This window comes from Microbacterium arborescens, assembly GCF_030369635.1.
Lineage (GTDB): Bacteria > Actinomycetota > Actinomycetes > Actinomycetales > Microbacteriaceae > Microbacterium.
In genome coordinates, this window is the sequence record NZ_CP128474.1 from 1,258,350 (window position 1) to 1,284,591 (window position 26,242).

25 protein-coding genes are annotated in these 26,242 nt (G+C 67.5%); 15 read left to right on the top strand and 10 right to left on the bottom strand.

Translation table 11 applies throughout. The features are described from left to right. Window positions 1-7 precede the first annotated feature (7 nt). Window positions 8-1,051 carry a quinone-dependent dihydroorotate dehydrogenase gene (locus QUC20_RS05925; RefSeq protein ID WP_289331239.1) on the top strand — a complete coding sequence of 348 codons (1,044 nt, stop codon included), beginning with the start codon at window positions 8-10 and terminating at the stop codon, window positions 1,049-1,051. On the opposite strand, the gene QUC20_RS05930 is transcribed toward QUC20_RS05925, so the two are convergent. After that, window positions 1,026-1,595 carry a DUF3043 domain-containing protein gene (locus QUC20_RS05930; RefSeq protein WP_120262960.1) on the bottom strand — a complete coding sequence of 190 codons (570 nt, stop codon included), beginning with the start codon at window positions 1,593-1,595 and terminating at the stop codon, window positions 1,026-1,028. The two genes, QUC20_RS05925 and QUC20_RS05930, sit on opposite strands and share 26 nt — an antisense overlap. 47 nt (window positions 1,596-1,642) lie before the next feature. Here QUC20_RS05930 and QUC20_RS05935 point away from each other — a divergent pair, with 47 nt between their 5' ends. The 5 genes from QUC20_RS05935 to QUC20_RS05955 all read left to right on the top strand — a co-directional run bounded on the left by QUC20_RS05935 (window position 1,643) and on the right by QUC20_RS05955 (window position 6,720). Continuing rightward, the gene (locus tag QUC20_RS05935; protein ID WP_289331240.1) at window positions 1,643-3,037 is read left to right on the top strand and encodes a dipeptidase; all 1,395 of its coding nucleotides are present in this window, start codon (window positions 1,643-1,645) and stop codon (window positions 3,035-3,037) included. A gap of 98 nt (window positions 3,038-3,135) precedes the next feature. After that, a complete protein-coding gene (gene erpA, locus QUC20_RS05940) occupies window positions 3,136-3,495 on the top strand; it encodes an iron-sulfur cluster insertion protein ErpA (protein WP_023951519.1) in 360 nt (119 codons plus the stop codon). Between the two features lie 109 nt (window positions 3,496-3,604). Then, the gene (gene ctaC, locus QUC20_RS05945; RefSeq protein ID WP_120262958.1) at window positions 3,605-4,513 is read left to right on the top strand and encodes an aa3-type cytochrome oxidase subunit II; all 909 of its coding nucleotides are present in this window, start codon (window positions 3,605-3,607) and stop codon (window positions 4,511-4,513) included. Next, entirely contained in the window at window positions 4,513-6,279 is a 1,767-nt protein-coding gene (gene ctaD, locus QUC20_RS05950) for an aa3-type cytochrome oxidase subunit I (RefSeq protein WP_120262957.1), read from the top strand. The genes ctaC and ctaD overlap by 1 nt, the downstream gene beginning before the upstream one ends. Before the next feature lie 3 nt (window positions 6,280-6,282). Beyond that, window positions 6,283-6,720 carry a cytochrome c oxidase subunit 4 gene (locus tag QUC20_RS05955; RefSeq protein ID WP_120262956.1) on the top strand — a complete coding sequence of 146 codons (438 nt, stop codon included), beginning with the start codon at window positions 6,283-6,285 and terminating at the stop codon, window positions 6,718-6,720. Between the two features lie 821 nt (window positions 6,721-7,541). On the opposite strand, the gene QUC20_RS05960 is transcribed toward QUC20_RS05955, so the two are convergent. The 5 genes from QUC20_RS05960 to ctaE all read right to left on the bottom strand — a co-directional run bounded on the left by QUC20_RS05960 (window position 7,542) and on the right by ctaE (window position 12,453). Next, window positions 7,542-7,949, bottom strand: a complete 408-nt coding sequence (locus QUC20_RS05960; RefSeq protein ID WP_289331241.1) for a rhodanese-like domain-containing protein — start codon at window positions 7,947-7,949, stop codon at window positions 7,542-7,544. 81 nt (window positions 7,950-8,030) lie between these two features. Then, complete coding sequence (qcrB, locus tag QUC20_RS05965; RefSeq protein WP_289331242.1) at window positions 8,031-9,881, bottom strand: cytochrome bc1 complex cytochrome b subunit; 1,851 nt, start codon at window positions 9,879-9,881, stop codon at window positions 8,031-8,033. Beyond that, window positions 9,878-10,954 carry a cytochrome bc1 complex Rieske iron-sulfur subunit gene (gene qcrA / locus QUC20_RS05970; RefSeq protein ID WP_120262954.1) on the bottom strand — a complete coding sequence of 359 codons (1,077 nt, stop codon included), beginning with the start codon at window positions 10,952-10,954 and terminating at the stop codon, window positions 9,878-9,880. The genes qcrB and qcrA overlap by 4 nt, the downstream gene beginning before the upstream one ends. A 36-nt stretch (window positions 10,955-10,990) precedes the next feature. Continuing rightward, entirely contained in the window at window positions 10,991-11,791 is an 801-nt protein-coding gene (gene qcrC, locus QUC20_RS05975; protein ID WP_120262953.1) for a cytochrome bc1 complex diheme cytochrome c subunit, read from the bottom strand. A 17-nt stretch (window positions 11,792-11,808) separates the two neighbouring features. Beyond that, the gene (gene ctaE / locus QUC20_RS05980; protein ID WP_112613998.1) at window positions 11,809-12,453 is read right to left on the bottom strand and encodes an aa3-type cytochrome oxidase subunit III; all 645 of its coding nucleotides are present in this window, start codon (window positions 12,451-12,453) and stop codon (window positions 11,809-11,811) included. Between the two features lie 121 nt (window positions 12,454-12,574). Between ctaE and trpD the strand changes: the two genes are divergently transcribed. The 3 genes from trpD (at window position 12,575) to QUC20_RS05995 (ending at window position 15,257) form a co-directional block, all read left to right on the top strand. Next, window positions 12,575-13,624, top strand: coding sequence for an anthranilate phosphoribosyltransferase (gene trpD, locus QUC20_RS05985; RefSeq protein WP_120262952.1), 1,050 nt, complete (start codon window positions 12,575-12,577; stop codon window positions 13,622-13,624). A 93-nt stretch (window positions 13,625-13,717) separates the two neighbouring features. Continuing rightward, entirely contained in the window at window positions 13,718-14,209 is a 492-nt protein-coding gene (locus QUC20_RS05990) for an aromatic ring-opening dioxygenase LigA (RefSeq protein WP_120262951.1), read from the top strand. A gap of 49 nt (window positions 14,210-14,258) precedes the next feature. Continuing rightward, window positions 14,259-15,257: a PHP domain-containing protein gene (locus tag QUC20_RS05995; protein WP_289331243.1), complete on the top strand. Its 999-nt coding sequence runs from the start codon at window positions 14,259-14,261 to the stop codon at window positions 15,255-15,257. Between the two features lie 17 nt (window positions 15,258-15,274). Here the strand turns inward: QUC20_RS05995 and QUC20_RS06000 are convergent, their stop codons facing one another. From QUC20_RS06000 to QUC20_RS06010, 3 genes are all read right to left on the bottom strand, one after another. Then, window positions 15,275-16,192 (bottom strand): 5'-3' exonuclease, encoded by a 918-nt coding sequence (locus QUC20_RS06000; RefSeq protein WP_120264338.1) that lies wholly within the window; start codon window positions 16,190-16,192, stop codon window positions 15,275-15,277. 60 nt (window positions 16,193-16,252) lie between these two features. After that, window positions 16,253-16,678: a hypothetical protein gene (locus QUC20_RS06005; protein WP_120262949.1), complete on the bottom strand. Its 426-nt coding sequence runs from the start codon at window positions 16,676-16,678 to the stop codon at window positions 16,253-16,255. A 272-nt stretch (window positions 16,679-16,950) separates the two neighbouring features. Beyond that, window positions 16,951-17,487, bottom strand: a complete 537-nt coding sequence (locus QUC20_RS06010) for a hypothetical protein (RefSeq protein ID WP_289331244.1) — start codon at window positions 17,485-17,487, stop codon at window positions 16,951-16,953. 224 nt (window positions 17,488-17,711) lie between these two features. On the opposite strand from QUC20_RS06010, the gene QUC20_RS06015 reads away from it, so the two are divergent. The 4 genes from QUC20_RS06015 to QUC20_RS06030 all read left to right on the top strand — a co-directional run bounded on the left by QUC20_RS06015 (window position 17,712) and on the right by QUC20_RS06030 (window position 22,650). Continuing rightward, window positions 17,712-17,999: a YchJ family protein gene (locus tag QUC20_RS06015; protein ID WP_353105724.1), complete on the top strand. Its 288-nt coding sequence runs from the start codon at window positions 17,712-17,714 to the stop codon at window positions 17,997-17,999. Window positions 18,000-18,230: 231 nt separating this feature from the next. Further along, complete coding sequence (gene rpsA / locus QUC20_RS06020) at window positions 18,231-19,688, top strand: 30S ribosomal protein S1 (protein WP_120262946.1); 1,458 nt, start codon at window positions 18,231-18,233, stop codon at window positions 19,686-19,688. Between the two features lie 125 nt (window positions 19,689-19,813). Continuing rightward, window positions 19,814-21,490 (top strand): sensor histidine kinase, encoded by a 1,677-nt coding sequence (locus QUC20_RS06025; RefSeq protein ID WP_289331246.1) that lies wholly within the window; start codon window positions 19,814-19,816, stop codon window positions 21,488-21,490. Further along, a complete protein-coding gene (locus QUC20_RS06030) occupies window positions 21,487-22,650 on the top strand; it encodes a diguanylate cyclase domain-containing protein (RefSeq protein WP_289331247.1) in 1,164 nt (387 codons plus the stop codon). Before QUC20_RS06025 ends, QUC20_RS06030 begins: the two co-directional genes overlap by 4 nt. An 18-nt stretch (window positions 22,651-22,668) precedes the next feature. On the opposite strand, the gene QUC20_RS06035 is transcribed toward QUC20_RS06030, so the two are convergent. Beyond that, entirely contained in the window at window positions 22,669-23,394 is a 726-nt protein-coding gene (locus QUC20_RS06035; RefSeq protein ID WP_120262943.1) for a response regulator transcription factor, read from the bottom strand. Window positions 23,395-23,485: 91 nt separating this feature from the next. Between QUC20_RS06035 and coaE the strand changes: the two genes are divergently transcribed. Both coaE and uvrB read left to right on the top strand, forming a co-directional pair. Then, entirely contained in the window at window positions 23,486-24,094 is a 609-nt protein-coding gene (gene coaE / locus QUC20_RS06040; protein ID WP_120262942.1) for a dephospho-CoA kinase, read from the top strand. A gap of 63 nt (window positions 24,095-24,157) precedes the next feature. Next, window positions 24,158-26,239, top strand: a complete 2,082-nt coding sequence (gene uvrB / locus QUC20_RS06045; RefSeq protein ID WP_120262941.1) for an excinuclease ABC subunit UvrB — start codon at window positions 24,158-24,160, stop codon at window positions 26,237-26,239. Window positions 26,240-26,242: the final 3 nt, after the last annotated feature.

A 26,242-nucleotide genomic window follows, 5' to 3' on the forward strand; every position in this document is an offset into this window, starting at 1 on the left:
GACGGCGATGTATCCGTTCATCTTCCGCACCGTCTTCTCGCGCATGGAGCCGGAGACCGCGCACCACCTCGTGGTCCCGGTGATCCGGCTGCTGGGCGTTCCGCCGTTCTCGATCATCGCGCGGGCTCTCACGCGCCCGGACCGGTCGCTTCGCACCGAAGCCCTGGGCATCGTCTTCGACTCGCCGTTCGGCGTCGCTGCGGGCTTCGACAAGAACGCCGTCATGATTCGCGGCCTCGGGGCTCTCGGATTCGGCCACGTCGAGGTCGGGACGGTCACGGCCGTCGCGCAGGACGGCAATCCTCGTCCCCGCCTGTTCCGCCTGATCGAAGATCGCGCACTCATCAACCGGATGGGTTTCAACAACCGCGGTGCGGCGGCGGCGGCATCCCGCCTTCGTCGCCTCCGGCGCGGCAGCCATCACGCCGTGGTCGGTGCCAACATCGGCAAGAGCCGCGTCGTCGACGTCGAGCATGCCACGGCCGACTACGTCGAGAGCACCCGTCTCGTCGCGCCCCAGGCCGACTACCTCGTCGTCAACGTCTCATCGCCGAACACCCCCGGGCTGCGGGGGCTCCAGGCGGTCGAGACGCTCCGCCCGCTGCTCGAGGCCGTGCGCGACGCCGCCGGAAAGACTCCGCTGCTGGTGAAGATCGCGCCCGACCTGTCGGACGACGAGGTCACCGCGATCGCGAAGATGGCCGTGGACGCCGGGCTGGCCGGTCTCATCGCCACGAACACGACGATCTCTCGCGACGGACTGCTGACGGACGAGGCGACGATCGAACGGATCGGTGCCGGCGGGTTGTCCGGCGCCCCGCTCCGCCGCCGCGCGCTCGAGGTTCTGCGCCTCGTGCGCTCGGCCGTTCCCGACGATTTCTGCGTCATCGCAGCCGGGGGAGTCGAGACCGCCGCCGACGTCCAGGAGCGCTTGGCGGCGGGCGCAGACCTGGTTCAGGGGTACACCGCGTTCATCTACCGCGGCCCCCTGTGGGCGCGGCAGATCAATCGCGGTCTGGTCGAGCTCAGACGGGGCGCTGGCCGCGCTTGACCTGAGGCTTCGGGAGGCGCATGAAGCGCATCTGGATCGAACGCATCGCGCCGTACCAGCCGAGCCCCTTCTCCATCCGCTCCGCACCGAACTTGGCGCGGGCGGCCTTCTTCACCCGGAAGCTGGTGATGACCATGTCGCCGATCACGAGCAGGATGAACGCCCACAGGGCGATGAAAGCGTAGAACGTCACGGCGTTCGAGCCGAGGAAGGTGACGATGATGACGAGCACCATCGCTCCCATGACGAGCTCGCCGAGGTGCCATCCGGCGTCGATGTAGTCGCGGACGAAGCGGCGCTGCGGCCCCTTGTCGCGGACCGGCAGATAACGCTCGTCGCCGTTGGCCATACCGATGCGGGCCTTGTCGCGCCGCTCGGCCAGCTCAGCGCGGGCACGCGCCTTGGCTTCCTTGGTATCGGGCACCAGCGGTCGCTTCCGGGCCGCCTCCTGGGCGGCGCGGCTGGGAGTGGGACGGTTCTTGCCTGCGCCCGTCGACGCCTGGTCGGCGTCGTCCGGAGCGGGGGCAGCGGGAGTTTTGGCCACGGGGATCCTCGGGTTCTGCGACGAACGTGCCTTCTAAGATTACCCGCATGACCTCCGAATCTCCTCGGTCCGTCGCCGTACGCGACGCCGCCCTCTCCGCCGTTCCTGCCGCTCTCGCCGATCTGGGTGCTCTCGTGCGGATCCCGTCGGTCGCCTTCCCCGGATTCGATCGGGCCGAGGTGGAGCGCAGCGCGGAGACTGTTGCGGGGCTGGCACGCGGACTCGGCATCTTCGATCGCGTCGAGGTGGCCACCGCCACCGTGCCCGAGACGGGCGAAGAGGGGATGCCGGCAGTCCTGGCGACTCGTGCCGCGCGCAACGGTCGGCCGACGATCCTCCTCTACGCGCACCACGACGTGCAGCCGGTGGGTGACGAAGCGCTCTGGGAGTCCGCGCCCTTCGAGCCGACGGTTCGAGACGGCCGGCTGTACGGTCGCGGCGCAGCCGACGACAAAGCGGGGGTCATGGCGCACATCGGCGCCCTGCGCGCGCTCGTCGACGCCGTCGGCGAGGATTTCGACCTCGGGGTCAACCTCTTCATCGAGGGGGAGGAGGAAGCCGGCTCGGCATCCTTCGCCGCTTTCCTGTCCGAGAACGCCGACGCGCTGCGCGCCGACGTGATCGTCGTGGCTGACTCCGGCAACTGGGATGCCACGACCCCCGCGCTGACCGTGTCACTGCGAGGCAACGCGCGTTTCACCATGACGGTGCGAACGCTCGAGCACGCGTCCCACTCGGGGATGTTCGGGGGAGCGGTCCCCGACGCCATGCTGGCGACGGTGAAGCTGCTCGGCACGCTCTGGGACGACGAGGGCGGCGTCGCGGTCGAGGGCCTGACCGAGCGTGACGCGGAGACGCCGGAGTACTCGGAGGCGACCCTCCGTTCCGAGGCGGGTCTTCCGTCGGGGGTCTCGCCGATCGGCTCGGGCACGATCCTCTCGCGCATCTGGAACAAGCCCTCGATCACCGTGACGGGCATCGACGCGCCGAGCGTGCGGAACGCCTCGAACACGTTGAGTCCGGAGGTGTCGGTCGTCATCTCCGCCCGCGTCGCGCCGGGGCAGTCCGCCGACGAGGCGTACCGTGCGATCGAGGAGCACCTGCGCGCCCATGCGCCCTTCGGCGCAGAGGTGAGCTTCCGTGACGTCGAGACCGGGAACCCGTTCCTCGTCGACACAACCGGAGAGGCGGTGTCGCACGCGCGGGCCGCGCTGGCGGAGGGCTACGGCGTCGAGCCTGTCGATATCGGTGTGGGCGGATCGATCCCCTTCATCGCAGACCTCGTGCGCGAGTTCCCGGCCGCGCAGATCCTCGTCACCGGTGTCGAGGACCCGCATGCCCGCGCGCACAGCCCGAACGAGTCGCTCCACCTCGACACCTTCCGGCACGCCCTCGTCTCCGAGGCGCTGCTGCTCGAGCGGCTGGACGCCGGCTCGCGCTGACGATCACGAGGTCATCTCGGACCGACCCGCGGCCGGTGCTCACGCGTAGAATCGTGGCACCGGCCGCGTGTCTTGCGGCCCGAGACCTCGGGAGAATCATGACCGACATCGCCACGTCCGACACCGTCCGAGCCCACGGCGTCTCGCTGACCGATGAGGCGGCGCTCAAGGTGAAGAGCCTCCTCTCGCAGGAGAACCGCGACGACCTCCGCCTGCGCGTCGCCGTCCAGCCCGGCGGATGCAGCGGATTGATCTACCAGCTCTACTTCGACGAGCGTTTCCTCGACGGCGACAAGGCCGTCGACTTCGACGGCGTCGAGGTCATCGTCGACGACATGTCGGTGCCCTACCTCGACGGCGCGACCATCGACTTCAAGGACACGATCTCGGAGCAGGGCTTCACGATCGACAACCCCAACGCGGCGGGTTCGTGCGCGTGCGGCGACAGCTTCCACTGACCCCCGCCCGCGACACCCCTCGACTCCGACATCCTGAATGGATGGCCTGAATAGGGTGAAAGCTTGCCCTAGACTGAAGGTCGAACCATTCGTCCCGGAAAGGTGCACTGTGCGCTTCAAACGCCGCCTCCGCTGGGCCGTGATCCCGCTCGGGATCGTCACGGCAGTCTCCCTCGCAGCTTGTACACCGACGGAGCTGAACGGCTACCTTCCCGGCTTCACCGATGACGGTACCCAGGCGACCAACCGCACCGAGATGGTGTCGGGTCTCTGGGTGAACTCCTGGATCGTCCTCCTCGCCGTCGGCGTGCTGACGTGGGGTCTCATGGCATTCGCCGCGATCGCCTACCGCCGCCGTCGCGGCCAGACGGGTCTGCCGGTCCAGCTGCGCTACAACATGCCGATCGAGATCTTCTACACGATCGTGCCGCTCATCCTCGTCATCGGGTTCTTCGCCTTCACGGCGCGTGACCAGTCGATCCTCGAGACGCAGTACGACGACCCCGATGTCTCGATCACCGCGATCGGCAAGCAGTGGGCGTGGGACTTCCAGTACAACGGCGACGACTCGGACAACTCCGACGCCGTCTGGACCATGGGTGTGCAGGCGCAGCCCGACGCCGAAGGCAACATCGATCAGGACGCGCTGCCCACGCTCGTGCTCCCGGTCGACAAGGAGGTCAAGATCAACCTCCAGTCGCGCGACGTCATCCACTCGTTCTGGGTCATCGACTTCTTGTACAAGAAGGACATGTACCCGCACCGCGACACCAACTCGTGGTCTTTCGTCCCCACCCGTGAGGGAACGTACGCCGGCAAGTGCGCCGAGCTGTGCGGTGAATACCACTCGATGATGTTGTTCAACGTCAAGGTCGTCTCCGAGCAGGAGTACGAGGACTACCTCGAGTCGCTGCGCGCCAGCGGCCAGACCGGTGACATCAACAAGGCATACGACCGCCTCCAGAACGCTCCGGGAACGGGCGCGGTCACCGACGACTCCGGCGAGGGAAGCCACTGATGGCCACGACACTTCCGCTCCAGGGCGAACAGCCCGCAGGCCGCCCCACGACCCTGCCGCCGCGTCAGGCGGCGCTGCTCAGCGCTTCGCGCGTCGAGCAGAAGGGCAACATCATCGTCAAGTGGATCACGTCCACTGACCACAAGACGATCGGGTACATGTACCTCATCGCCTCCGTGTTGTTCTTCCTCCTCGGTGGCGTGATGGCGCTGATCATCCGTGCTGAGCTCTTCGAGCCCGGCATGCAGATCGTGCCCACCAAGGAGCAGTACAACCAGCTCTTCACGATGCACGGCACGATCATGCTCCTGATGTTCGCGACGCCGCTGTTCGCGGGCTTCGCCAACGCGATCCTGCCGCTGCAGCTCGGTGCTCCCGACGTGGCCTTCCCGCGTCTGAACGCGTTCGCCTTCTGGCTGTTCCTGTTCGGCTCGATCATCGCGATCTCGGGCTTCCTCACGCCGCAGGGCGCCGCCTCGTTCGGGTGGTTCGCATATCAGCCACTGGCCAATGCGACCTTCTCGCCGGGAGCCGGTGGAAACCTCTGGATGCTCGGCCTCGGCATGAGCGGTTTCGGAACCATCCTCGGCGCCGTGAACTTCATCACCACGATCATCACGATGCGCGCTCCGGGCCTCACGATGTGGCGGATGTCGATCTTCTCGTGGAACACGCTCGTCACGAGCATCCTCATCCTCATGGCGTTCCCCGTGCTGGCGGCGGCGATCTTCGCTGCGGCATCCGACCGTGTCCTGGGCTCGCACATCTACGACCCGGCCAACGGCGGTGTCCTGCTCTGGCAGCACCTGTTCTGGTTCTTCGGCCACCCCGAGGTGTACATCATCGCGCTGCCGTTCTTCGGCATCGTCTCCGAGATCCTCCCGGTGTTCAGCCGCAAGCCGATCTTCGGATACAAGACGCTGATCTACGCGACCATCGCGATCGCCGCTCTCTCGGTCGCCGTCTGGGCGCACCACATGTACGTCACCGGCGCCGTGCTGCTGCCGTTCTTCGCGCTGATGACGATGCTCATCGCGGTGCCGACGGGTGTGAAGATCTTCAACTGGATCGGCACGATGTGGCGAGGCTCCGTCACGTTCGAGACGCCCATGGTCTTCACCCTCGGCTTCCTCGTCTCGTTCGTCTTCGGTGGTCTCACCGGCGTCATCCTGGCGTCGCCCCCGCTCGACTTCCACCTCTCCGACTCGTACTTCGTCGTGGCGCACTTCCACTACGTCGTCTTCGGCACGGTCGTGTTCGCGATGTTCGCGGGCTTCTACTTCTGGTGGCCGAAGTGGACCGGGCGCATGCTCAACGAGCGTCTCGGCATGGTGCACTTCTGGATGCTGTTCATCGGTTTCCACATGACCTTCCTCATCCAGCACTGGCTGGGCGTCGACGGCATGGTCCGCCGCTACGCCGACTACTCGGCGGCTGACGGCTGGACGTGGCAGAACCAGGTCTCCACGATCGGTGCCATCATCCTCGGTGCGTCGATGATCCCGTTCTTCCTGAACGTCTGGATCACCTCGCGCACCGCCCCCAAGGTCACGGTCAACGACCCCTGGGGCTACGGAGCCTCGCTCGAGTGGGCGACGAGCTGCCCGCCGCCGCGTCACAACTTCACGTCGATCCCGCGCATCCGCAGCGAGCGACCGGCGTTCGACCTGAACCACCCCGAGGCCGCCATCCCGGTCGGCGTGGGCCCCGCGAAGGACGCCCCCGATGCACCGGTTGTGGATGTCGCCGATGGAGAGGTGAAGTAAGTCGTGAAGACCAACATCAACCTGTGGTGGGTTCTCACGTGGTTCTTCTTCGCGGTGTTCATCACGTACACCGTGTGGAACCTCATCGCTCACACCGACCAGGAACTGTGGTGGCACCGCATCGAGTGGGTCGGGTCGACGGCGCTGCTGTTCACCGGATTCATGGGCGCGATGATCGCGTTCTACGTCTCGCGCGTGCACAAGGCGCAGGGCGGCGTGCTGCCCGAGGACTCGCTCACGGCTGACATCGACGACGGAGACCCCGAAGTCGGCGAGTTCAGCCCGTGGTCCTGGTGGCCGCTCGTTCTGGCCTTCGCGGCTTCGGTGTTCATCATCGGCCTCGCGGTCGGGCAGTTCCTGCTTCCCATCGGTTTCGCGATCTTCATCGTCGCCATCGTCGGATGGGTCTACGAGTACTACCGCGGATACTTCGCGCGCTGACACCAGCGCCTCACGACGGCCATCGCACTCCGGTGCGGTGGCCGTTTCCGTTTACCGGGGTCGTGCCGCGTTGCTGGGGCCGCGCCCCGTCGCCGGGTGCCGCGATGCAAGCGATCGTTCGAGACACGCGGGCTGCTTCGGCCCTGGGTCGGCGTGTCGCCCTGGTTCCCTTGCATCCGGGCTCGCACCCACCCACGACGTGGGCGTTGCCTCACTCGACGTGGGCGTTGGCTCACTCGACCTCGGCGTTGGCTCAGCCCGAAGGTCGACGCTCCGCGATGCAAGTGTTCTGCGGCGACTCGCGGGCAGAGATGGATGCATGACGGTGTGTCCGTCCCGATCCCTTGCATCCTGGCCCTGGCCCTGGCCCTGGCCCTGGCCCTGGCCCTGGCCCTATGTCTCTGCCTGCGGCTGCGCGCCCGTCCGACCTGGCATCCCACAGGCTCTCAGTACCGGTTCCGCAACATAGGCGGTCAGACCGATCAAGACGCATTGACGGGCGGCCGGTTGAATCACGACTGACCGCAGCAAGGGCATCCTGCGGTGCGACTCGGCTAGCGGATGCTGCCACGGTGGGCCTGCATGGTGCAGGGGGACCAGCGGCGAACGCCCGAGAAGTCCCACGTGAGGCCCCGGGCAGTGCGAGAAGCGCCTCTAAGAGGCCTGGGTCGCTGTCGTCGCGTTCGCTGTTCCGTCGACCGGGTGCCGCGGCGCGAGTCGCCCCGGCCGCTCGGTGCCTTCGGGCGACGGCACTGGGCCGCCTCACGCGCTAAGCACAGCCAAGGTCCTCCCGAGAGGGCTGCCCGGGCCCACCAGACCCGTCAGGAGCGCACCAACGCCACCAGGGGGTCATATGTGCGGGGGAGGGGGCCGTGTGCGTTCGCCACCGGGTAGCCCTCGCGGGCCCAGTACTCGAATCCGCCGATCATCTCGCGCACGCGGTATCCGAGCTTGGCGAACTCGATGGCGGCCCGGGTGTCACCGTTGCAGCCGGGACTCCAGCAGTAGACGACGACGTCGAGTGAGCGGTCGATCTCCTCTGGCGCGCGTGCCGCGATCTCACGGTGAGGCATATGGACGGCGCCGACGGCATGTCCCTGGGCCCACGCCTCGGCGCTGCGCACGTCGACGAACACGAACGGTTCAGCGGCCCGCTGCGCCTCGTAGACGTCAGAGGCGTCGGTTTCATGTGCGAGCTTGGCGGAGAAGTAGGCGAGCGCATCGGTCATGCCGAACACGCTACGCAGACATGACGACGGCGGGGTGCGACCGATCGGTCACACCCCGCCGTAATCCGGACAGGTCCGGTGTCAGCTCTTCTTCGTCGACTGCCCGCCGTCGGCGTCCTCGTCGGGGACGATGATGTTCGACGGGCGGTTGGCCGTCTCGACACCCTTGCCGTCGTCGATGGGCTGGTGCGGAGCGTCCGGGACACCGGCGCGATCGTGAGCGCCCTGGATCTCAGCGTCCTCTTCCTCGGCGATGTGCTCGAGGTCGTGGTGGGCGTGTGCCCGTGCAGCCTCGATCTCAGCCTGGGTGAGCGGCGCCAGACGGTCTTCGAAGAACCAGCGCGAGAGCCCGGCACGCAGGTTCTCGTGCCACGGGATCTGACCCTTGTCGTTCGGACGGACCACCAGGGGAGCGTTCGTCGTGTAGTCGACCAGCTTGACGAGCTCGTACTCGTCGACGGGCTGGTGCACCTCGATGTACTCGCCACCGGGCAGGCGGACGATGCGACCCGACTCGTAGCCGTGCAGGGCGATCTCGCGGTCCTTCTTCTGGAGCGCGATGCAGATGCGCTTCGTCACGAAGTAGGCGATCACCGGGCCGAGGATCAGGAGCGCCTGCAGCGTGTGGATCACGCCTTCCATCGTCAGGTGGAAGTGCGTCGCGATGATGTCCGACGAGGCGGCGGCCCAGAGGACGGCGTAGAAGGTCACGCCGGCCGCGCCGATCGCGGTGCGGGTCGCCGCGTTGCGCGGGCGCTCAGCGATGTGGTGCTCACGCTTGTCGCCGGTGACCCACGCCTCGATGAAGGGGTAGAGCATGACGATGACGATGAACAGTCCGAGTCCGACGAGCGGGACGAGGATGTTGAACGACCAGGTGCGGTCGAACAGCACGAACTCCCAGTGCGGCGGGACGAGGCGCAGCGCACCGTCGGCGAAGCCGATGTACCAGTCGGGCTGTGTACCTGCCGACACGGGCGAGGGGTCGTACGGCCCGTAGTTCCAGATCGGGTTGATCGTGAACAGTGCGGCGATGAGCACGAGCACGCCGAAGGTGATGAAGAAGAAGCCACCCATCTTCGACATGTACACCGGCATCATCGGGTAGCCCACGACGTTGTTGTTCGTCCGGGCGGCGCCGGCGAACTGCGTGTGCTTGTTCACGATCATGAGCATGAGGTGCAGCGCGAGCAGCGCGACCAGGATCGCCGGCAGCAGCAGGATGTGCAGTGCGTACAGGCGTCCGACGATCTCGGTGCCGGGGAACTCGCCGCCGAACAGCAGGAACGAGGTCCAGGTTCCGATCAGCGGGATGCCCTTGATCATGCCGTCGATGATGCGGAGGCCGTTGCCCGAGAGCACGTCGTCAGGAAGCGAGTACCCGGTGAAGCCCTCGGCCATCGCGAGGATGAACAGGATGAAGCCGATGACCCAGTTGAGCTCACGCGGCTTGCGGAACGCACCGGTGAAGAACACGCGCAGCATGTGCACGCCGATACCGGCGACGAACACGAGCGCAGCCCAGTGGTGCAGCTGGCGAACGAGCAGGCCGCCGCGGATGTCGAACGAGATCTCGAGAGTCGAGGCCATGGCGGCCGACATCTCGAGCCCGCGCATCGGTGCGTAGGCGCCGTAGTAGTGGGTCTCCGCCATCGATGCCTCGAAGAAGAACGTCAGGAACGTTCCCGAGAGCAGGACGACGACGAACGACCACAGCGCGATCTCGCCGAGCATGAACGACCAGTGGTCGGGGAAGATCTTCCGACCCAGCTCCTTGACGAGGCCCGAGATGCTCGTGCGCTCGTCGAGGTAGTTCGCGACGCCGCCGACGAACTTGCCGCCGAGCGGCTTGTCCGAGGGACGTGTGGGGCCGTCAGCGTGGACCGCAGGCGCGGTCGTGACGTTCTCCGTGGGGTGGGTGGAGGTGCTCAATGACGCTCCCAGAAGCTCGGGCCGACGGGTTCGGTGAAGTCGCTGCGTGCGATCAGGTAGCCCTCGTCGTCGACGGTGATCGGGAGCTGGGGCAGCGGACGCGCTGCGGGGCCGAAGATGACGGCTGCCGCGTTGGTGACGTCGAACTGCGACTGGTGGCAGGGGCACAGCAGGTGGTGGGTCTGCTGCTCGTACAGGGCGACGGGGCAGCCGACGTGCGTGCACACCTTGGAGTAGGCGACGATGCCGTCGTACGACCAGTCCTTACGGTCTTCGGCCTCGTTCAGCTGCTCGGGGAGCAGACGCATGAGCAGCACGATCGCCTTGGCCTTCTCTTCGAGGTAGCCGTCGTGGTGCGCCAGCGTCGCGAGCGACTCGGGGATCACGTGCACGGCGGAGCCGAGGGTGAGGTCGGCGGCGCGGATCGGCTTGCCCGTCGGGTCGTGCGCCAGGCGCATGCCCTCTTCCCACATCGTGTGCTTGAGCAGGTGCACGGGGTCGCCGGCGTGCGGGTGCTCGGGGGAGCTGTGCGGCGCGAGGCCGCGGAACAGGGTGATCCCCGGAAGGATGGATGCCGCCAGGGCGACGAAAAGCGAGTTGCGCACCATGGTGCGACGGCCGAAGCCCGACTCGTTGTTCGCGTCGGCGAACACCTGCACCGCCGCGGCGCGGGTCTTCTCGCTGCCTCGCGTGGAGTGGCGGTCCTCGATGAACTCGGTGTCGTTCATCACGGCCTTCGACCAGTGGATCGCGCCGATGCCGATGGCGAGGAGCGCCGTGGCGATGCCGAGACCGATGAACAGGTTGTTCCGTCGGATGTCGCTGATCAGCCCGCTCTCGATCGGGAAGATCAGGTACGCAGCGATCGCCCAGATGCTCGCCGCTGCGGACAGGTAGAACAGGGTGTACACGGTGCGGACCGCGCGCGTCATGGCGGCGGGGTCCTTGTCGGTCATGCGCTTGCGGTGGGGTGCGAGCCCGGGGTTCTGCACCGGGTCGGATACCGCTACGGCAAGCCCCGATGAGGGCACCGGGGAAGCAGGGATCTGCTCGGGCGCCTTCTCGTCAGCCATTTTGCTCCTTGTGCGTTGCTTCGATCGTCACGGTTCTCAGTTCGACTTCGCGGTGATCCACACCGAGATGGCGACGAGCGAGCCGATGCCGAAGATCCAGATGAACAGACCCTCCGAGACGGGGCCGAGCGAGCCGAGCGAGAAGCCGCCGGGCGAGTTCTCGGTCGGGCGCATCATCAGGTAGCTGATGATGTCGCGCTTCTCTTCGGAAGTGAGGGTCATGTCGTTGAAGACGGGCATGTTCTGCGGGCCCGTGACCATGGCTGCGTACATGTGCAGCGGCGACGTGGTCGTCAGCGGCGGAGCGTACTTGCCCTCGGTGAGTGCACCACCGGCGCCGGCGACGTTGTGGCACATCGCGCAGTTGATGCGGAAGAGCTCGGCGCCGTGCGAGACATCGCCTTCACCGTCGAGCACCGCGGACTCGGGGTACGTCGGGCCGGGGGCCTCGGACTGAACCCAGGCCGCCATGGCCTCGATCTGCTCTTGCGTGAACTGCACGGGCTTCTGCGGAGCCTGCGGTCCCTGCATCTGCAGCGGCATGCGGCCGGTGGCGACCTGGAACTCGACCGACAGCTCGCCGACGCCGTACAGCGACGGGCCGTCGTTCGTGCCCTGCAGGTCGAGGCCGTGACAGGTGGCGCAGTTGGCCTGGAACAGCTTCTTGCCGTCCTCGACCGTGAGCGTGGATGCCGTCTGCGTCGTATCGCCCGCGGCCATCGCGGCGGTGGCGCCGGCGTAGCCTCCGCCGGTGACGAGCAGTCCGATGCCGATCAGAGCGGCGGCAGCCCACTTGCTGCGACGTCCGCCGTTGCGGCGCGGGTTCTTGGATGCCATGGGTGAATCAGCTCCGGTTACTTCAGGAAGTAGATGACGGCGAACAGGACGAGCCACACCACGTCGACGAAGTGCCAGTAGTACGACACGACGATGGCGGACGTCATCTCTTTCCGGCCGAAGTTCTTGACGGCGAAGGCGCGCCCGATGACGAGGAGGAACGCCACGAGACCACCGGTGACGTGGAGGGCGTGGAAGCCGGTGGTGATGTAGAAGGCGGACGCATAGGAGTCGGCCTGGATGGGCATGCCCTCGGCGACGAGCGTGGCGTACTCCCACACCTGGCCGGAGACGAAGATCGCGCCCATGATGAAGGTCAGGAAGAACCACTCCACCATGCCCCACTTGCGCAGGTTCCAGAAAGAGCCCGAGCGGTAGGGGCGGAAGTGCTCGGCGTTGTGGACACCGATCTGCGCCGTCACCGACGACAACACGAGAATGAGCGTGTTGACCGCGGCGAACGGGATGTTCAGCAGTTCGGTGCGGTCGGCCCACAACTCGGGAGAGGTGTTGCGCAGGGTGAAGTAGATCGCGAAGAGGCCCGCGAAGAACATCACCTCGCTGCCGAGCCACACGATGGTGCCCACAGCGACCGGGTCCGGCCGCTTGACCGAGCGCAGGGCCTGGGAATACGTCGCTGGAGTGGTCGTCACGGCATCCATTATGGCCGATCTGGAGGGTGGTTTCTGCATCGCTGAAGGTCTGGTCCGATCGCGCCGAGGTTAGGCCCACCTAAGAATCAGCCGAAAGTCGCCCGACAACCGGCCGATAGGATCGTGTGTCATGGCTCAGTACGCATGGCGCGACATCCTGACCGACCTTCTCGAGAAGCGTGATCTCAGCGTGTCGGCGGCGACGTGGGCCATGCGCGAGGTCATGGCCGGCCGCGCGACCGACGCTCAGCTCGGGGGCTTCCTCGTGGCGCTCCGCGCGAAGGGTGAGACGGTCGACGAGATCGTCGGCTTCCGCGACGCGATACTCGAAGCGGCCCTGCCGCTTGCCGTTCCCACCGACGCCCTCGACATCGTCGGCACCGGAGGTGATCGATTCGGCACGGTGAACGTCTCGACCATGGCGTCGATCGTTGCCGCAGCCACCGGTGTGCCCGTCGTCAAGCACGGCAACAAGGCGGCGAGCTCGAAGTCGGGATCGTCCGACGTGCTCGCGGCGCTGGGGATCGACCTGTCGCTCGAGCCCGACCGCGTCGCCCGCGTCCTGGAGGAGGCCGGGATCACCTTCGCCTTCGCGTCGGCGTTCCACCCGGGCTTCCGTCATGCCGGCGCAGCACGGGCCGAGCTCGGCATCCCGACCGTCTTCAACTTCCTCGGGCCGCTGTCGAACCCCGCCCGTGCCGAGGCGAACGCGGTGGGCGTCGCGCATCTCGACCGGGTGCCGCTCATCACGGGCGTCTTCCGCACCCGCGGTGCCACCGCACTGGTCTTCCGCGGGGACGACGGCCTGGACGAGCTGACGACCACCGGACACAGCCGGATCTGGGAGGTGAGCCTCGGCGACATCCACGAGCACGATCTCGACCCGCGTGATCTCGGTATGCCGCTGGCCCGCATCGAGGACCTCCTCGGCGGCGACCCGCAGCACAATGCTGCGGTCGTTCGGCGAGTGCTCGACGGGGAGTCCGGCCCAGTACGTGACATCGTCGTGCTGAACGCGGCCGCGGGCATCGTCGCCTACCGACTGTGGCGGGATGCGAGCCAGGTGCAGCGTCCGATCCTCGAGCGTCTCGCTGAGGCGTCGGAGGTCGCCGTGCGCGCCCTCGACTCGGGAGACGCGTCGCGCACGCTGGAGCGGTGGGTCGAAGCTTCGTCCCGCTGAGGTCAGACCACATCGGTTTTTCACGGCACCGCGTGAGCGGTCCCGTGATCGCGGGTGAATAGCGTGAGGCTCAACGCACCCGAGGAGGAACTGATGTCCCACACCACCCCCACCGCCGATACGGTGGAGGCCCCCGTTCGCCGCACCGGTCTCGTGAAGATCCTGGGCATCCTGGGGATGCTCGGCGGAGTCGTGCTGATCGTCGGCGGAATCGTCGTCTGGTCGATCGTCTCGGGGCAGTTGCGCGCCGAGAACATCACGGTCCCCGACGACGCAGCGGCCTTCCAGGGGCAGACCGTCGCTGGACCGTTCACCGCCTATGTCCAGGCCGACATCATCCAGCACCACGCACTCGACGCCTCGGGCGGCAAGACCTACGCCGAGCTCGATAAGGACGACCCCGTCCGCGCGACCATGATGAACGCCTCGTTCCTTCGCGCCTCGCTGTTCACCTCGGTCGTCTCGTTCGGCGTCGCCGCCTTCGCGATGGGGGTGGGTATCCTGTCGATCATCTTCGGCTTCGCGGTGCACCGCCTGGCCTCGGCCCCGGTGGTCGTCCGCCGAACCGCGGTGACCTCCGGCTGAACGGGGAGGACGTGAGGCCCGTGCTGCGGCACGGGCCTCAGACATGCGTATGGATCCCATCGATGCCCTGACCGAGATCGCCGAGCTGCTCGAGCGCGAGCGTTCGTCGAAGTACAAGTCGAAGGCGTTCCGCGCCGCGGCCGACGCGATCCGCGACCTTTCGGACGACCAGCTCGACGACACCGCCGCCCTGCGCCGGCGACCCGGCATCGGAGACCGGACGCTGTCGGTCATCGTCGAGGCCCGGGCGGGAGGCGTGCCCGCCTATCTCGCGGATCTGCGCGAACGGCGAGGAATCGTCGTGGCCGGCGAGCTGCGCCGCCGGCTGCGCGGTGACCTGCACTGCCATTCGGACTGGTCGGACGGCTCGACCCCCATCGCGGAGATGGTCGCCGCAGCTCGCGCACTCGGACACGAGTACCTCGCTCTCACCGATCACTCTCCTCGTCTGAGGGTGGCTCGCGGACTGTCTCCCGAGCGTCTGCGCGACCAGCTCGACGTCGTCTCCGGGATGAGCGGCGATGGGTTCACGTTGCTCAGCGGCATCGAGGTCGACATCCTCGACGATGGCACCCTCGACCAGGAGGACGAACTGCTGCGCCGGCTCGACATCGTCGTCGCGTCGGTGCATTCGAAGCTGCGGATGCCTCGCCCGGCGATGACGAGGCGCCTCGTGGCGGCGGCATCCGATCCCCGCGTCGACGTCCTCGGACACGTGACCGGCAGGCTGGTCGAAGGGGAGCGCGGCACCCGGCCGCCGTCCGACTTCGACCCGGACCCCGTGTTCGCGGCCTGCGCCGAGAACGGCGTGGCGGTCGAGATCAACTCCCGGCCGGAGCGGCAGGATCCGCCGGACGATCTCATCGCGCGGGCGATCGACGCCGGCTGCCTGTTCTCGATCGACTCCGACGCTCACGCCCCGGGGCAGCTTTCACTCCTCGATTACGGTGCCGAGCGCGCGGAGCGGATGGGGGTTCCCGTCGACCGCATCGTCACGACGTGGCCGATGGAGCGCCTGCGGGAGTGGACAGGTCGGCCGCGTCCCTGAGGCCGCGACGCCCGGGCTCAGGCGCGGGCGCGGAGAGCGGATGCCGCGCGTGCGAGCGACCCGCCCAGCCCGCGACGATCGGCGAGCTGCTGGACGACTTCGGGATCGGTGGGACGTATGCGGCCGTCGACGACACCGAGGTCGAGGTCGCGCACCACCCGAACGACCTGCGGAGCCACAGCGAGGTAGTCGGCCGCCGCCGCGAGCTTCGCTCGCACACCTGCCGTCATACCCTCGCCCGTCTCCGCCGCCGCGAGGATGCCGTCGAGGTCGCCATGAGTGGAGAGGAGAGTCGCCGCGGTCTTATCGCCCACGCCCGCCACTCCGGGGAGACCGTCGGAAGCATCGCCCCGCATCGTCGCGAAGTCGGCGTACTGGTCGGGGCGCACGGCGTACTTCGCGAGCACGGTCTCGCCGGTCAGCACGTCGAGGTTGCTCATCCCTCGCCCGGTGTAGATGACCCGGACGTCGCGTTCGTCGTCGACCAGCTGAATGAGGTCACGATCTCCCGTCACGACGTCGACGGGCATCGTCGCCTGCGTGGCGAGGGTGCCGATGACATCGTCGGCCTCGTGATGGGGTGCGCCGACGATCGGGATGCCGAGGGCCTCGAGGCTCTCGCGGATCGTGGGGATCTGCGCCTCGAGCGGATCGGGTACGACCTCGACGTCCGGGCCCGTCTCGACCGTCTCGGCGACACGGTGCGTCTTGTACGTCGGGATCAGGTCGACCCGCCACTGCGGACGCCAGTCGTCGTCCCAACAGGCGACCAGATGTGTCGGCTCGTAGGTGGCCACGAGCTTGGCGATCATGTCGAGGAACCCGCGGGCCGCGTTGACCGGCCGCCCTTCCGAGTCTTTGACGGTGTCGGGCACGCCGTAGAACGCGCGGAAGTAGAGGGATGCGCTGTCGAGCAGCATGAGGCGGTCGCTCATCGCATCATCCTGGCACGGGTCACCGACCATGTGGCATCACCTCGATTCAGCATCCGGCTGTTAGCATCCGGGTCCTGACGGCGGCTCGGTACACACGCGATCGACGAGTGTCCCGCGGGCCTCCAGCACCTCGATCGCATAGCCGGCGGTGGGAACGTCGAGGGTTCCGGGAACGGGACGCCAGCCACGACCGAAATCGACCTCCGCCCGGTAACGCACGGTGGCCGTCGCGACGTAGCCGCCCCGTGAGCGATACGTGTGACTCGCGGGTGGGCGGGCGGTGCCTTCGACGGTGAGAGTCGCTCCGTCGCCCGGCGCGATCACGATGTCGTCCGGAGTGAACCGCACGGTCACCGGAAGGTCGAACAGTGTTCCCGCGGCACTGTGCTGCGACGCGCCGATCAGGAACGTCACCGGCAGGCCGACGATGCCGTAACCCGCCGGTTCAGCGGCCAGCGTCGAGGGTTGGGGAGCGAACGAGGCCACGTCGGCGATCGTCGCCTGCGGTAGCAGCGAGACGGTGAAGTCATCGCAGCGGTTGAGCGCCCCGCAGTCTCGTGGTGGGGCGGGTGGCGCAGGCGCATCGTAATCCCGAGCGGGCGCCGTGCCGGGGGACTGTGTGCGGATGTCGCCTCGGATGACAACGGAATCGTTCCCGGTGCTCACAGCGCACGTACCGACCCAGCCGAGGCCGTCTGCGCAGGGGTCGCTGGATACCAATGGAGCTCCGAGTAACAGTGGGGCCATGACGATCGCGCTCAGCACGATGTTCGCCCTGGGTCGCTCTCGAACTTCGTTATCAGCCAGCGTTCGCCGAAGCGGCTGACGCTGACGCGCAGACCTTGAATGTCAGGGCGATCACCGACGACTGATGCCCCCTTCTCGTCCACAACATTCACTTGGGACACGTCTAGGCAAACGCTCAATATGGCGTGAGTTTGAGCCTCGTCGACTTCGTTCGGGCTCACCGAGGCGATTCTGCTTGCTCCCTCTACCGTCCATCCCTGCGACCGCATATTTTCGAACGACGCGGCGGCGGATGCCTTAGCCTCCTCGCGCGTGAGTGCGAGCGCAGCTTCAAAGGTGCTGGGATCATCGAGGTCGACGGCATTCAGGGCATCGACGTAGGCGCGGTAGGTCGCTTCGGCCGCAGCGTACGCGGCAGCGGTGCTGTCCGTGGGGGAGGGCGCCGCCGTGGTGGGGGCCAGCGTCGGCGGTGAGGCGGGGGAGCCGCATCCGCTCGTCAGCAGCGCGACGACGACGAGGGCGGCAACAGCGTGGCGGCGGACGAACATGCCCCGACCGTATCCGGCGTGATCCCGCCGGCGCGGGAACTTTCCACAGGGCAGTCTCTCGTAGCCTGGGGGCATGCGGAGACGAGGTGGACATGTCGTTCGGTGAAGCGGCGCTCAGGCGCAAGCCGGCCGCGACCGCACCCTGCCCCTGCGGGGGCGGCTCGTACGGGGCGTGCTGCGGTCCCGTCCTCGATGGTCGGCCCGCGGACACGGCGGAGCAGCTGATGCGCTCGCGCTACACCGCGTTCGCCTTGCGCGACCGCGCGCATCTCGCTCGCACCTGGCACCCGGCGACGCGCCCGGACGACCTCGATTCGGACGCTGCGCAGGAGTGGACGGGGCTCACGGTGGTGCGCGCGGCCGGCGGGGTCGACGACGCCGACGGCACCGTCGAGTTCCGTGCCCGCTGGCGTTCGGGGCCGGATTCCGGAGAGCTCCACGAGGTCAGCCGCTTCACGCGGATACGTGGTCGGTGGCTCTACGTGGGCGGTGTCGTAGACCCGTCGTCCTGACCCTCCGAGGACAGGCGTCAGACCCGTCGCCCTGCGGGTGAGTGCGAAGCCCCGGAGGACTGGAATCGCGCGGGTCTGCTCTGATACTCTGGATCGTCACTCGTGTGGCCTCGTCGCCATGCGTTCACGACGCATCATCCACAACCATCCGCCTCGGTCGAGGTCGTCATCGATAGAAGACGTCTCGGATCCGCGGCCCGACACCCTGACCCAACAAGGACAACCCACTACATGACTAACGCAACGACCGCCCCGGCCACCAAGCAGGTCGCTATCAACGACATCGGATCTGCTGAGGACTTCCTGGCCGCGGTCGAGAAGACTCTGAAGTTCTTCAACGACGGCGACCTCATCGAAGGCACCGTGGTGAAGATCGACCGCGACGAGGTCCTCCTCGACGTCGGCTACAAGACCGAGGGTGTCATCCCCTCCCGCGAGCTTTCCATCAAGCACGACGTCGACCCCAATGAGGTCGTCAAGGTCGGCGACGAGGTCGAAGCCCTCGTTCTCCAGAAGGAGGACAAGGAAGGCCGCCTCATCCTCTCCAAGAAGCGTGCTCAGTACGAGCGTGCCTGGGGCGACGTCGAGAAGATCAAGGAGAACGACGGTGTTGTCACCGGCTCCGTGATCGAGGTCGTCAAGGGTGGTCTGATCGTCGACATCGGCCTCCGCGGCTTCCTGCCCGCGTCGCTCATCGAGCTTCGCCGTGTCCGCGATCTCACGCCGTACCTCGGCCAGGAGATCGAGGCCAAGATCCTCGAGCTCGACAAGAACCGCAACAACGTCGTGCTTTCGCGCCGCGCCCTGCTCGAGCAGACGCAGTCCGAGTCGCGCACCACGTTCCTCAACAACCTCCACAAGGGCCAGGTCCGCAAGGGCGTCGTCTCGTCGATCGTCAACTTCGGTGCGTTCGTCGACCTGGGCGGCGTGGACGGCCTCGTGCACGTCTCCGAGCTTTCGTGGAAGCACATCGAGCACGCTTCGGAGGTCGTCGAGGTCGGCCAGGAGGTCACCGTCGAGATCCTCGAGGTCGACCTCGACCGCGAGCGCGTCTCGCTGTCGCTGAAGGCGACGCAGGAGGACCCGTGGCAGGTCTTCGCCCGCACCCACGCGATCGGTCAGGTCGCGCCGGGCAAGGTCACCAAGCTCGTTCCGTTCGGTGCTTTCGTGCGCGTCGCGGACGGCATCGAGGGCCTCGTGCACATCTCCGAGCTGTCGGGCAAGCACGTCGAGCTCGCCGAGCAGGTCGTGTCGGTCGGCGAAGAGGTCTTCGTCAAGATCATCGACATCGACCTCGAGCGTCGCCGCATCTCGCTCTCGCTCAAGCAGGCGAACGAGTCGGTCGACCCGTACGGCACCGAGTTCGACCCGGCTCTCTACGGCATGGTCACCGAGTACGACGAGAACGGGGAGTACAAGTACCCCGAGGGCTTCGACCCGGAGACCAACCAGTGGAAGGAAGGCTTCGACGAGCAGCGTCTCGCCTGGGAGGCCGAGTACGCCGCCGCTCAGGGTCGCTGGGAGGCTCACAAGGCTGCCGTCGTCAAGGCCCTCGAGGCCGAGGCTGCGGCTCCGGCCGACAACGGCTCGTCGTTCTCGTCGGACGTCCAGTCCGCGAGCGCCGGCGGCGGCACCCTCGCCGACGACGAGGCTCTCGCCGCTCTGCGCGAGAAGCTCTCGGGCCGCTGAGTCCACGCTGATACGCCGGAAGGGTCGGAGCCTCGTGCTCCGGCCCTTCCGCCGTTTCGTGCGCAGGCGGGATGATCAGCCTGCCGCCGTGCCCGGGGGAGTCCGGGACGCGATAGTTTCAAACCATGGAGACGGAGACGCCGCGGCGCACGCGGGCGACATTTGTTCTCCCGGCACCCCCACGGTGGATCGACGCCGTGCTCGGCGACGGCGATCGCACCCGATCGGCGATGCTCAATCAGATCGTCACGACATCCGTGGTCCTCGTCGTCGCGATCGCGGGTCTCGTCGTCGGGTTCCGCGGTGACACGGCGCTGTTCTTCCTCGCGGTCACCGCTGTCTTCGTGCTCACCGGGGCGGCGATCATCGTTCCCTGGGGGAGTCTCGGAAGACTGTGGCTGGCACTGATCCCCCTGGGCGACATCCTCGCGATAGCTGTCATGCGCGTCGCCGAGCCCACCGCCGGTTTCGGACTGCTGTGGGTGTTCCCGGTCATCTGGCTCGCCGCGGGATTCGGCACCGTCGGGTGGATCGGGGGCGTCCTGCTCGCGCTGGGCGCTTACGGCGTGACGGATGTCGTCATCCGTTCCTCGCCATCCTCATTCGGTTTCCTCCTGCTGCCGCTGCTCCTCATCGCGGTGAGCACCTCGACGTATCTCAGCAGCAGACGGGCCAGCGCGCAGCGCCTTCTCCTCGACCGTCAGGCGACGGTGCTGACACAGTCGCTGGAGCGGGCGCGACGTCATGAGCAGGTGCTCACGGAGGCCCTCGATCGAGTCGACTTCGGTGTGGCTCGCATCGAGACGGATGGGTCGGCGTCGATCATCAACGACGCGCATGCCCGGTTGCAGCGAGGATCTCGCACCAGCGGTCAGCCCGACGTTTACGCTGCGGACGGTGCGACTCCGCTCGATCCGCAGGACCATCCGCTCGCCCGCGTTCGCCGCGGCGAGGCGTTCACGGACGCGCGCATCCAGGTGGGTCATGGTGACGACCGACGCGTGCTGAGCGTCTCGGCGCGGCGCATCATCGAGCCGGACGGCGGCGACTCCGGTGCGGTCGTCGTCACACGAGACATCACCGCCGAGACGGATGCGTTGCGGGAGCGGGATGCGCTGGTCTCGTCCGTCTCGCACGAGCTGAGGACGCCCCTCACCTCGATCCTCGGATATCTCGAGCTCGCGATCGACACTCCGGGCGTCCCCGAGGCGGCGCTGGAGAACCTACGCGTGGCCGACCGGAACGCGGACCAGCTGCTCCGACTCGTCGGCGACGTGCTCGCCGCGTCGAGTCAGCACAAGTCCGCCGCGCAACTCACGGTCTCGCCCACCGACATCGACCTCGTCGAGATCGTCAATGCCGCCGTCGAGTCGATCCTCGTCAGCGCGGGTGAGCGCGGGATCACGATCGACGTGTCGCGCGTGGAGCCCGCACGCGCGTACGCCGACCCGGTCCGCATCCGGCAAGTGCTCGACAACCTGCTCTCCAACGCCGTCAAGTACAACCGTCCGCGTGGACGAGTGTCTGTCGCCACGTCGGTGGGCGACCAGTGGGCGCTCATCGCGGTGCAGGATTCTGGCGTGGGGCTCAACGAGGAGGATCTCGGCTCTGTGTTCCAGCGCTACTACCGCGGAGCCGCCGTGCGGGACTCCGCCGTCACCGGCAACGGGCTCGGGCTCGCCATCAGTCGCGACATCGTCCGTCGACACGGTGGCGATATCACCGTGAGCAGCGTGCTCGGGGTCGGCTCGACCTTCTCGGTGACGCTCCCGGCCCGACGCCCCGGAACCGCGGCATCATGATCGACCAGTTCTCGGTATCCCTCATCACCGCGCTGGTGGTGCTGGTGTGCGCGGTGCTCTTCATCTTCGACACCCTGCTTCGCCGGCCCGAGCAGAGCGGACGGTTCTGGGCCGTCGGGTTTCTGTGCGCCGTGCTGACGACGCTGTTCTACGTCGTCTGGGCGAGCGCCCCCGAGACCGATTGGGCCGTCGTCTGCGGCAACACCGCCTCGGTGGTCGGCACGGGGCTCATGTGGCTCGGATGTCGCGCCTACAACCGGCGCAGCGTGCGTGGCCCGGGCGCGCTCGTGGCCGTGGCCGGCCTCGCCGCCGCCGCGGCCGCGTCCATCGAACTCGCTGCGGGCGGGAACGACTGGTCGGGCTCGCTCGTGATGTTCGGGGCCCTCGGCGTCGTCGGGGCTGCTGCCTCGGCGGAGTGCTTCCGGGGCGCCCTCGGTGCGTCGCGGACGGCGCTCCCACTGGGTCTCGTGTTCGGGGTCCAGGCTGCGTTCTACCTCGCGCGCATCGTGGTCGTCGCCATGGTGGGCTACGGCGAGGTCTTCCTGCTGTGGGCGGGTTCGATCCCCGCCAGCTTCCTCACCGTCACCCTCTCGATCACCGCCGTGGTGAGTGCGTCCGTGCTCCGCGCGGGCAGAGCGGGCGTGCGCGGCTCCGATTCACCGGAGGGCCGGGATGCCGGACCCAGTGAGATCGTGACGGTGACGGGCTTCCGGCGTGCCGTCGCCGTCAGCGCGCAGCGGGCCCAGGCGCGGCGGGAGCTCATGGCGGTCTGGGTGATCGAACTCGACGGGCTCGAGTACATCGCCACCGCCTTCGGCCTGGATGTCGGCGACGATGTCGTGCGGACGTGGCGCGACACGATGACTGCCAACGCGCCGACGCTCGCGATCCTCGGTGAGGTCGGCTCCGAGCGGATCGGTGTCATCACCGTCGTGGGCTCAGCAGCCGACGCGCGACGGCAGGCGATGGCACTGTACCGATCGCTCTTCGAGGCTCTCGCGTCGGTCGAAGGGGGAGTCCTGCCCGCCATCGGCATCGGCGTCGCTCTGAGCGACGTCGTGGGATACGACGCGGATGCCCTGATCGAGATGGCCGCAGCGACGGCGACACGCGCCTCATCCGGGGTGGCGTCAGCCGTGCTCCTCGCCGAACCCTCGTGATCGGATGACGCGACAGGGTCAGCCCCGGTCGAGCCGGTAACCGATCCCCTGATCCGAGACGATGAGTGTGGTGGCGGCAGCGGTGGCGAGCCTGCCGCGCAGCGACTCGACGGTGCGCTCGACGGCGCGGACCTCATCGGCGTCGGGAGCGTCTCCCCGCGACCGGGAACGCAGCGCAACGGCCAGCTCGTTCTTCGTGCGCGTGCGTCCGTGCGCGATGAGCAGGTCGTGGAGCACTGTCGATTCGGGGGGAGACAGGTCGAGGGGAGCCCCCGAGACGCGGAAGACTCCCGCGACCACCGATACGTCGCCGAAAGAGGAGTCCTGCGAGGCTCCGGCGGCCGCGTCTGCAACGACGTCGTCGATCGGTGCCTCATCGCGCCGCCGCCGCGACGGGATCGCAGCTAGACGCGCTTTGAGGTCTCGCGGCCGGAACGGCTTGCCGAGGTACTCGTCGCCGCCCGCAGCTCTGCCGCGCTCCGCATCACCGGGCTCGACGAAGGCCGAGATGAAGATGATGTAGGTGTCGCTGAACTCGCGGACGCGGCGCGCGACCTCGAACCCGTCGATACCCGGGATGTTGACGTCGAGGGTGGTCACGTCGGGGGAGACCGACCGGACGAGCTCGACCCCGTCGAGACCGTTGTCGGTCGCGTGCACGACGAACCCGCTCGACTCGAGGATCGCCGAGAGCAGGCTGCGGATGTCGGCCTGGTCTTCGACGATGACGGCGGTGCGTTCCACGGTGATCCCACCTTCCGCGGGTTGTCAGAATCCCATCGTATCGATCGGGCGGCCTCGCGCCCGGCCTGGCGCCCATGGCATCCTCGGGTGTATGCCTCTGATCGCATTGACCGGCGGGATCGCCTCGGGCAAATCCACGATCGCACGGCGGCTCGCCGAGCACGGTGCCGTCGTGGTCGACGCGGATGCGATCGTGCGCGACGTCCAGCGCGCGGGGTCGCCCGTGCTCGAAGCCATCCGCGCCACGTTCGGGCCTGCGGTGGTCGCGGCCGACGGCGAGCTCGATCGCGCTGCGCTGGCCTCGGTCGCGTTCGCCGACCCGGAGGCGCTCCGCACGCTGAATGCCATCGTGCACCCGGCGGTTCGAGCAGAATCGCAGCGGCGGTTCGACGAGGCGCTCAGCCGGGGACCCGGCACCGTCGTCGTCTACGACGTGCCTCTGCTCGTCGAGGCTCGCGTCGACGACCCCTGGGACGCGATCGTCGTCGCGCATGCTCCCGCGCCGGTTCGCCGCGAACGCCTGCAGCGCCTGCGCGGGATGACGCCGGAGGAGGCCGATCGCCGGATCGCGGCACAGGTCTCAGACGAACAGCGCCTCGCGATCGCCGACGTCGTCATCGACACCGCGGGCGACATCTCGGCGACCGAGCAGCAGGCGGATGCTCTGTGGGAGCGGCTGACCACCGGCTCGGAGCTGTAGCACGCTCGCACGCTCTGAGCGAAGACCGGGCCCGGTGTCGGTCGCCCCGCCTACGCTGGAATCATGCAGACCACGCGCTCCGTGCGACCCTTCGAGGTCATCAGCGAATACGTCCCGAGCGGTGACCAGCCCCAGGCGATCGCCGATCTCGCGGCCAGGATCAACGCGGGCGAGACCGACGTCGTACTGCTCGGTGCCACCGGTACGGGAAAGTCGGCGACGACGGCGTGGCTCATCGAACAGGTGCAGCGTCCGACGCTCGTCATGGCGCACAACAAGACGCTCGCTGCGCAGCTGGCGAACGAGTTCCGCGATCTCATGCCCAACAACGCGGTCGAGTACTTCGTCAGCTACTACGACTACTACCAGCCTGAGGCATACGTTCCGCAGACCGACACCTTCATCGAGAAGGACTCCTCGATCAACGCCGAGGTCGAGCGGTTGCGCCACTCCACCACCAACTCCCTGCTGAGTCGCCGCGACGTCGTGGTCGTGAGCACCGTCTCGTGCATCTACGGTCTCGGTGCGCCCGAAGAGTACCTGCGCGCCATGGTCGCGTTGCAGGTGGGGGAGCGATACGACCGCGATGCGCTCATCCGCAAGTTCATCGCGATGCAGTACAACCGCAACGACGTCGACTTCTCGCGCGGCAACTTCCGCGTGCGCGGCGACACGATCGAGATCATCCCGGTGTACGAGGAGTACGCCATCCGTATCGAGCTCTTCGGCGACGAGATCGAGGCGCTCTACATGCTGCACCCGCTGACCGGCGACATCGTGCAGAAGATGGACAGCGTTCCGGTGTTTCCGGCCTCTCACTATGTGGCGGGCACCGAGACGGTTCAGCGCGCCATCGGAACGATCGAGCATGAGCTGGCCGAGCGTCTGAAGGAGTTCGAGAGCCAGGGCAAGCTGCTTGAGGCGCAGCGTCTTCGCATGCGCACCACGTTCGACCTCGAGATGCTCCAGCAGCTCGGATTCTGCTCCGGCATCGAGAACTACTCCCGGCACCTCGACGGTCGGTCCCCGGGCGATCCTCCCCACACGCTGCTCGACTTCTTCCCCGACGACTTCCTCCTCGTGATCGACGAGTCGCACGTGACCGTTCCGCAGATCGGCGCGATGTACGAGGGGGATGCCTCGCGTAAGCGCACCCTTGTCGATCATGGGTTCCGGCTGCCGAGCGCGATGGACAATCGCCCCCTTCGTTTCGATGAGTTCAAGGAACGCGTCGGGCAGACCGTCTACTTGTCGGCGACCCCCGGCCGCTACGAGATGGGCATCGCCGACGGCGTCGTCGAGCAGATCATCCGCCCCACCGGTCTGGTCGACCCCGAGATCATCATCAAGCCGTCGAAGGGCCAGATCGACGACCTGCTCGAGGAGATCCGGGTGCGGGTCGAGCGCGACGAGCGGGTGCTCGTCACGACGCTCACGAAGAAGATGGCGGAAGAGCTCACCGACTTCCTCGGCGAGCACGGCGTGCGGGTGCGCTACCTCCACTCCGACGTCGACACACTGCGACGCGTCGAGCTGCTGACCGAGCTGCGCCAGGGCGCCTATGACGTGCTCGTCGGCATCAACCTGCTTCGCGAGGGGCTCGACCTGCCCGAGGTGTCGCTCGTGGCGATCCTCGACGCCGACAAGGAAGGGTTCCTGCGTTCGGGCACTTCGCTCATTCAGACGATCGGGCGTGCGGCGCGAAACGTCTCCGGCCAAGTCCACATGTACGCCGACAAGATCACCGACTCGATGGCCGCGGCGATCGAAGAGACCGAGCGTCGTCGTGAGAAGCAGATCGCCTACAACCTCGAGCACGGCATCGATCCTCAACCGCTGCGCAAGAAGATCGCCGACATCACCGACGCGCTGGCGCGCGAGGCATCCGACACCCGCGATCTGCTCAACGGCAAGGCGACCGCTCGCAACAAGTCGGGCAAGGGCAAGAGCCCGACGCCGCAGTTGCGCCGCGAGGGCATCGCCGCGGAGGGTGCTCAGCAGCTCGAGTCGACGATCGAAGACCTGTCGCAGCAGATGCTCGCCGCGGCCGCGGAACTGAAGTTCGAGCTGGCCGGACGCCTGCGCGACGAGGTGCAAGACCTCAAGAAGGAACTGCGCGCGATGGAGCGGGCCGGGCACGCCTGATCG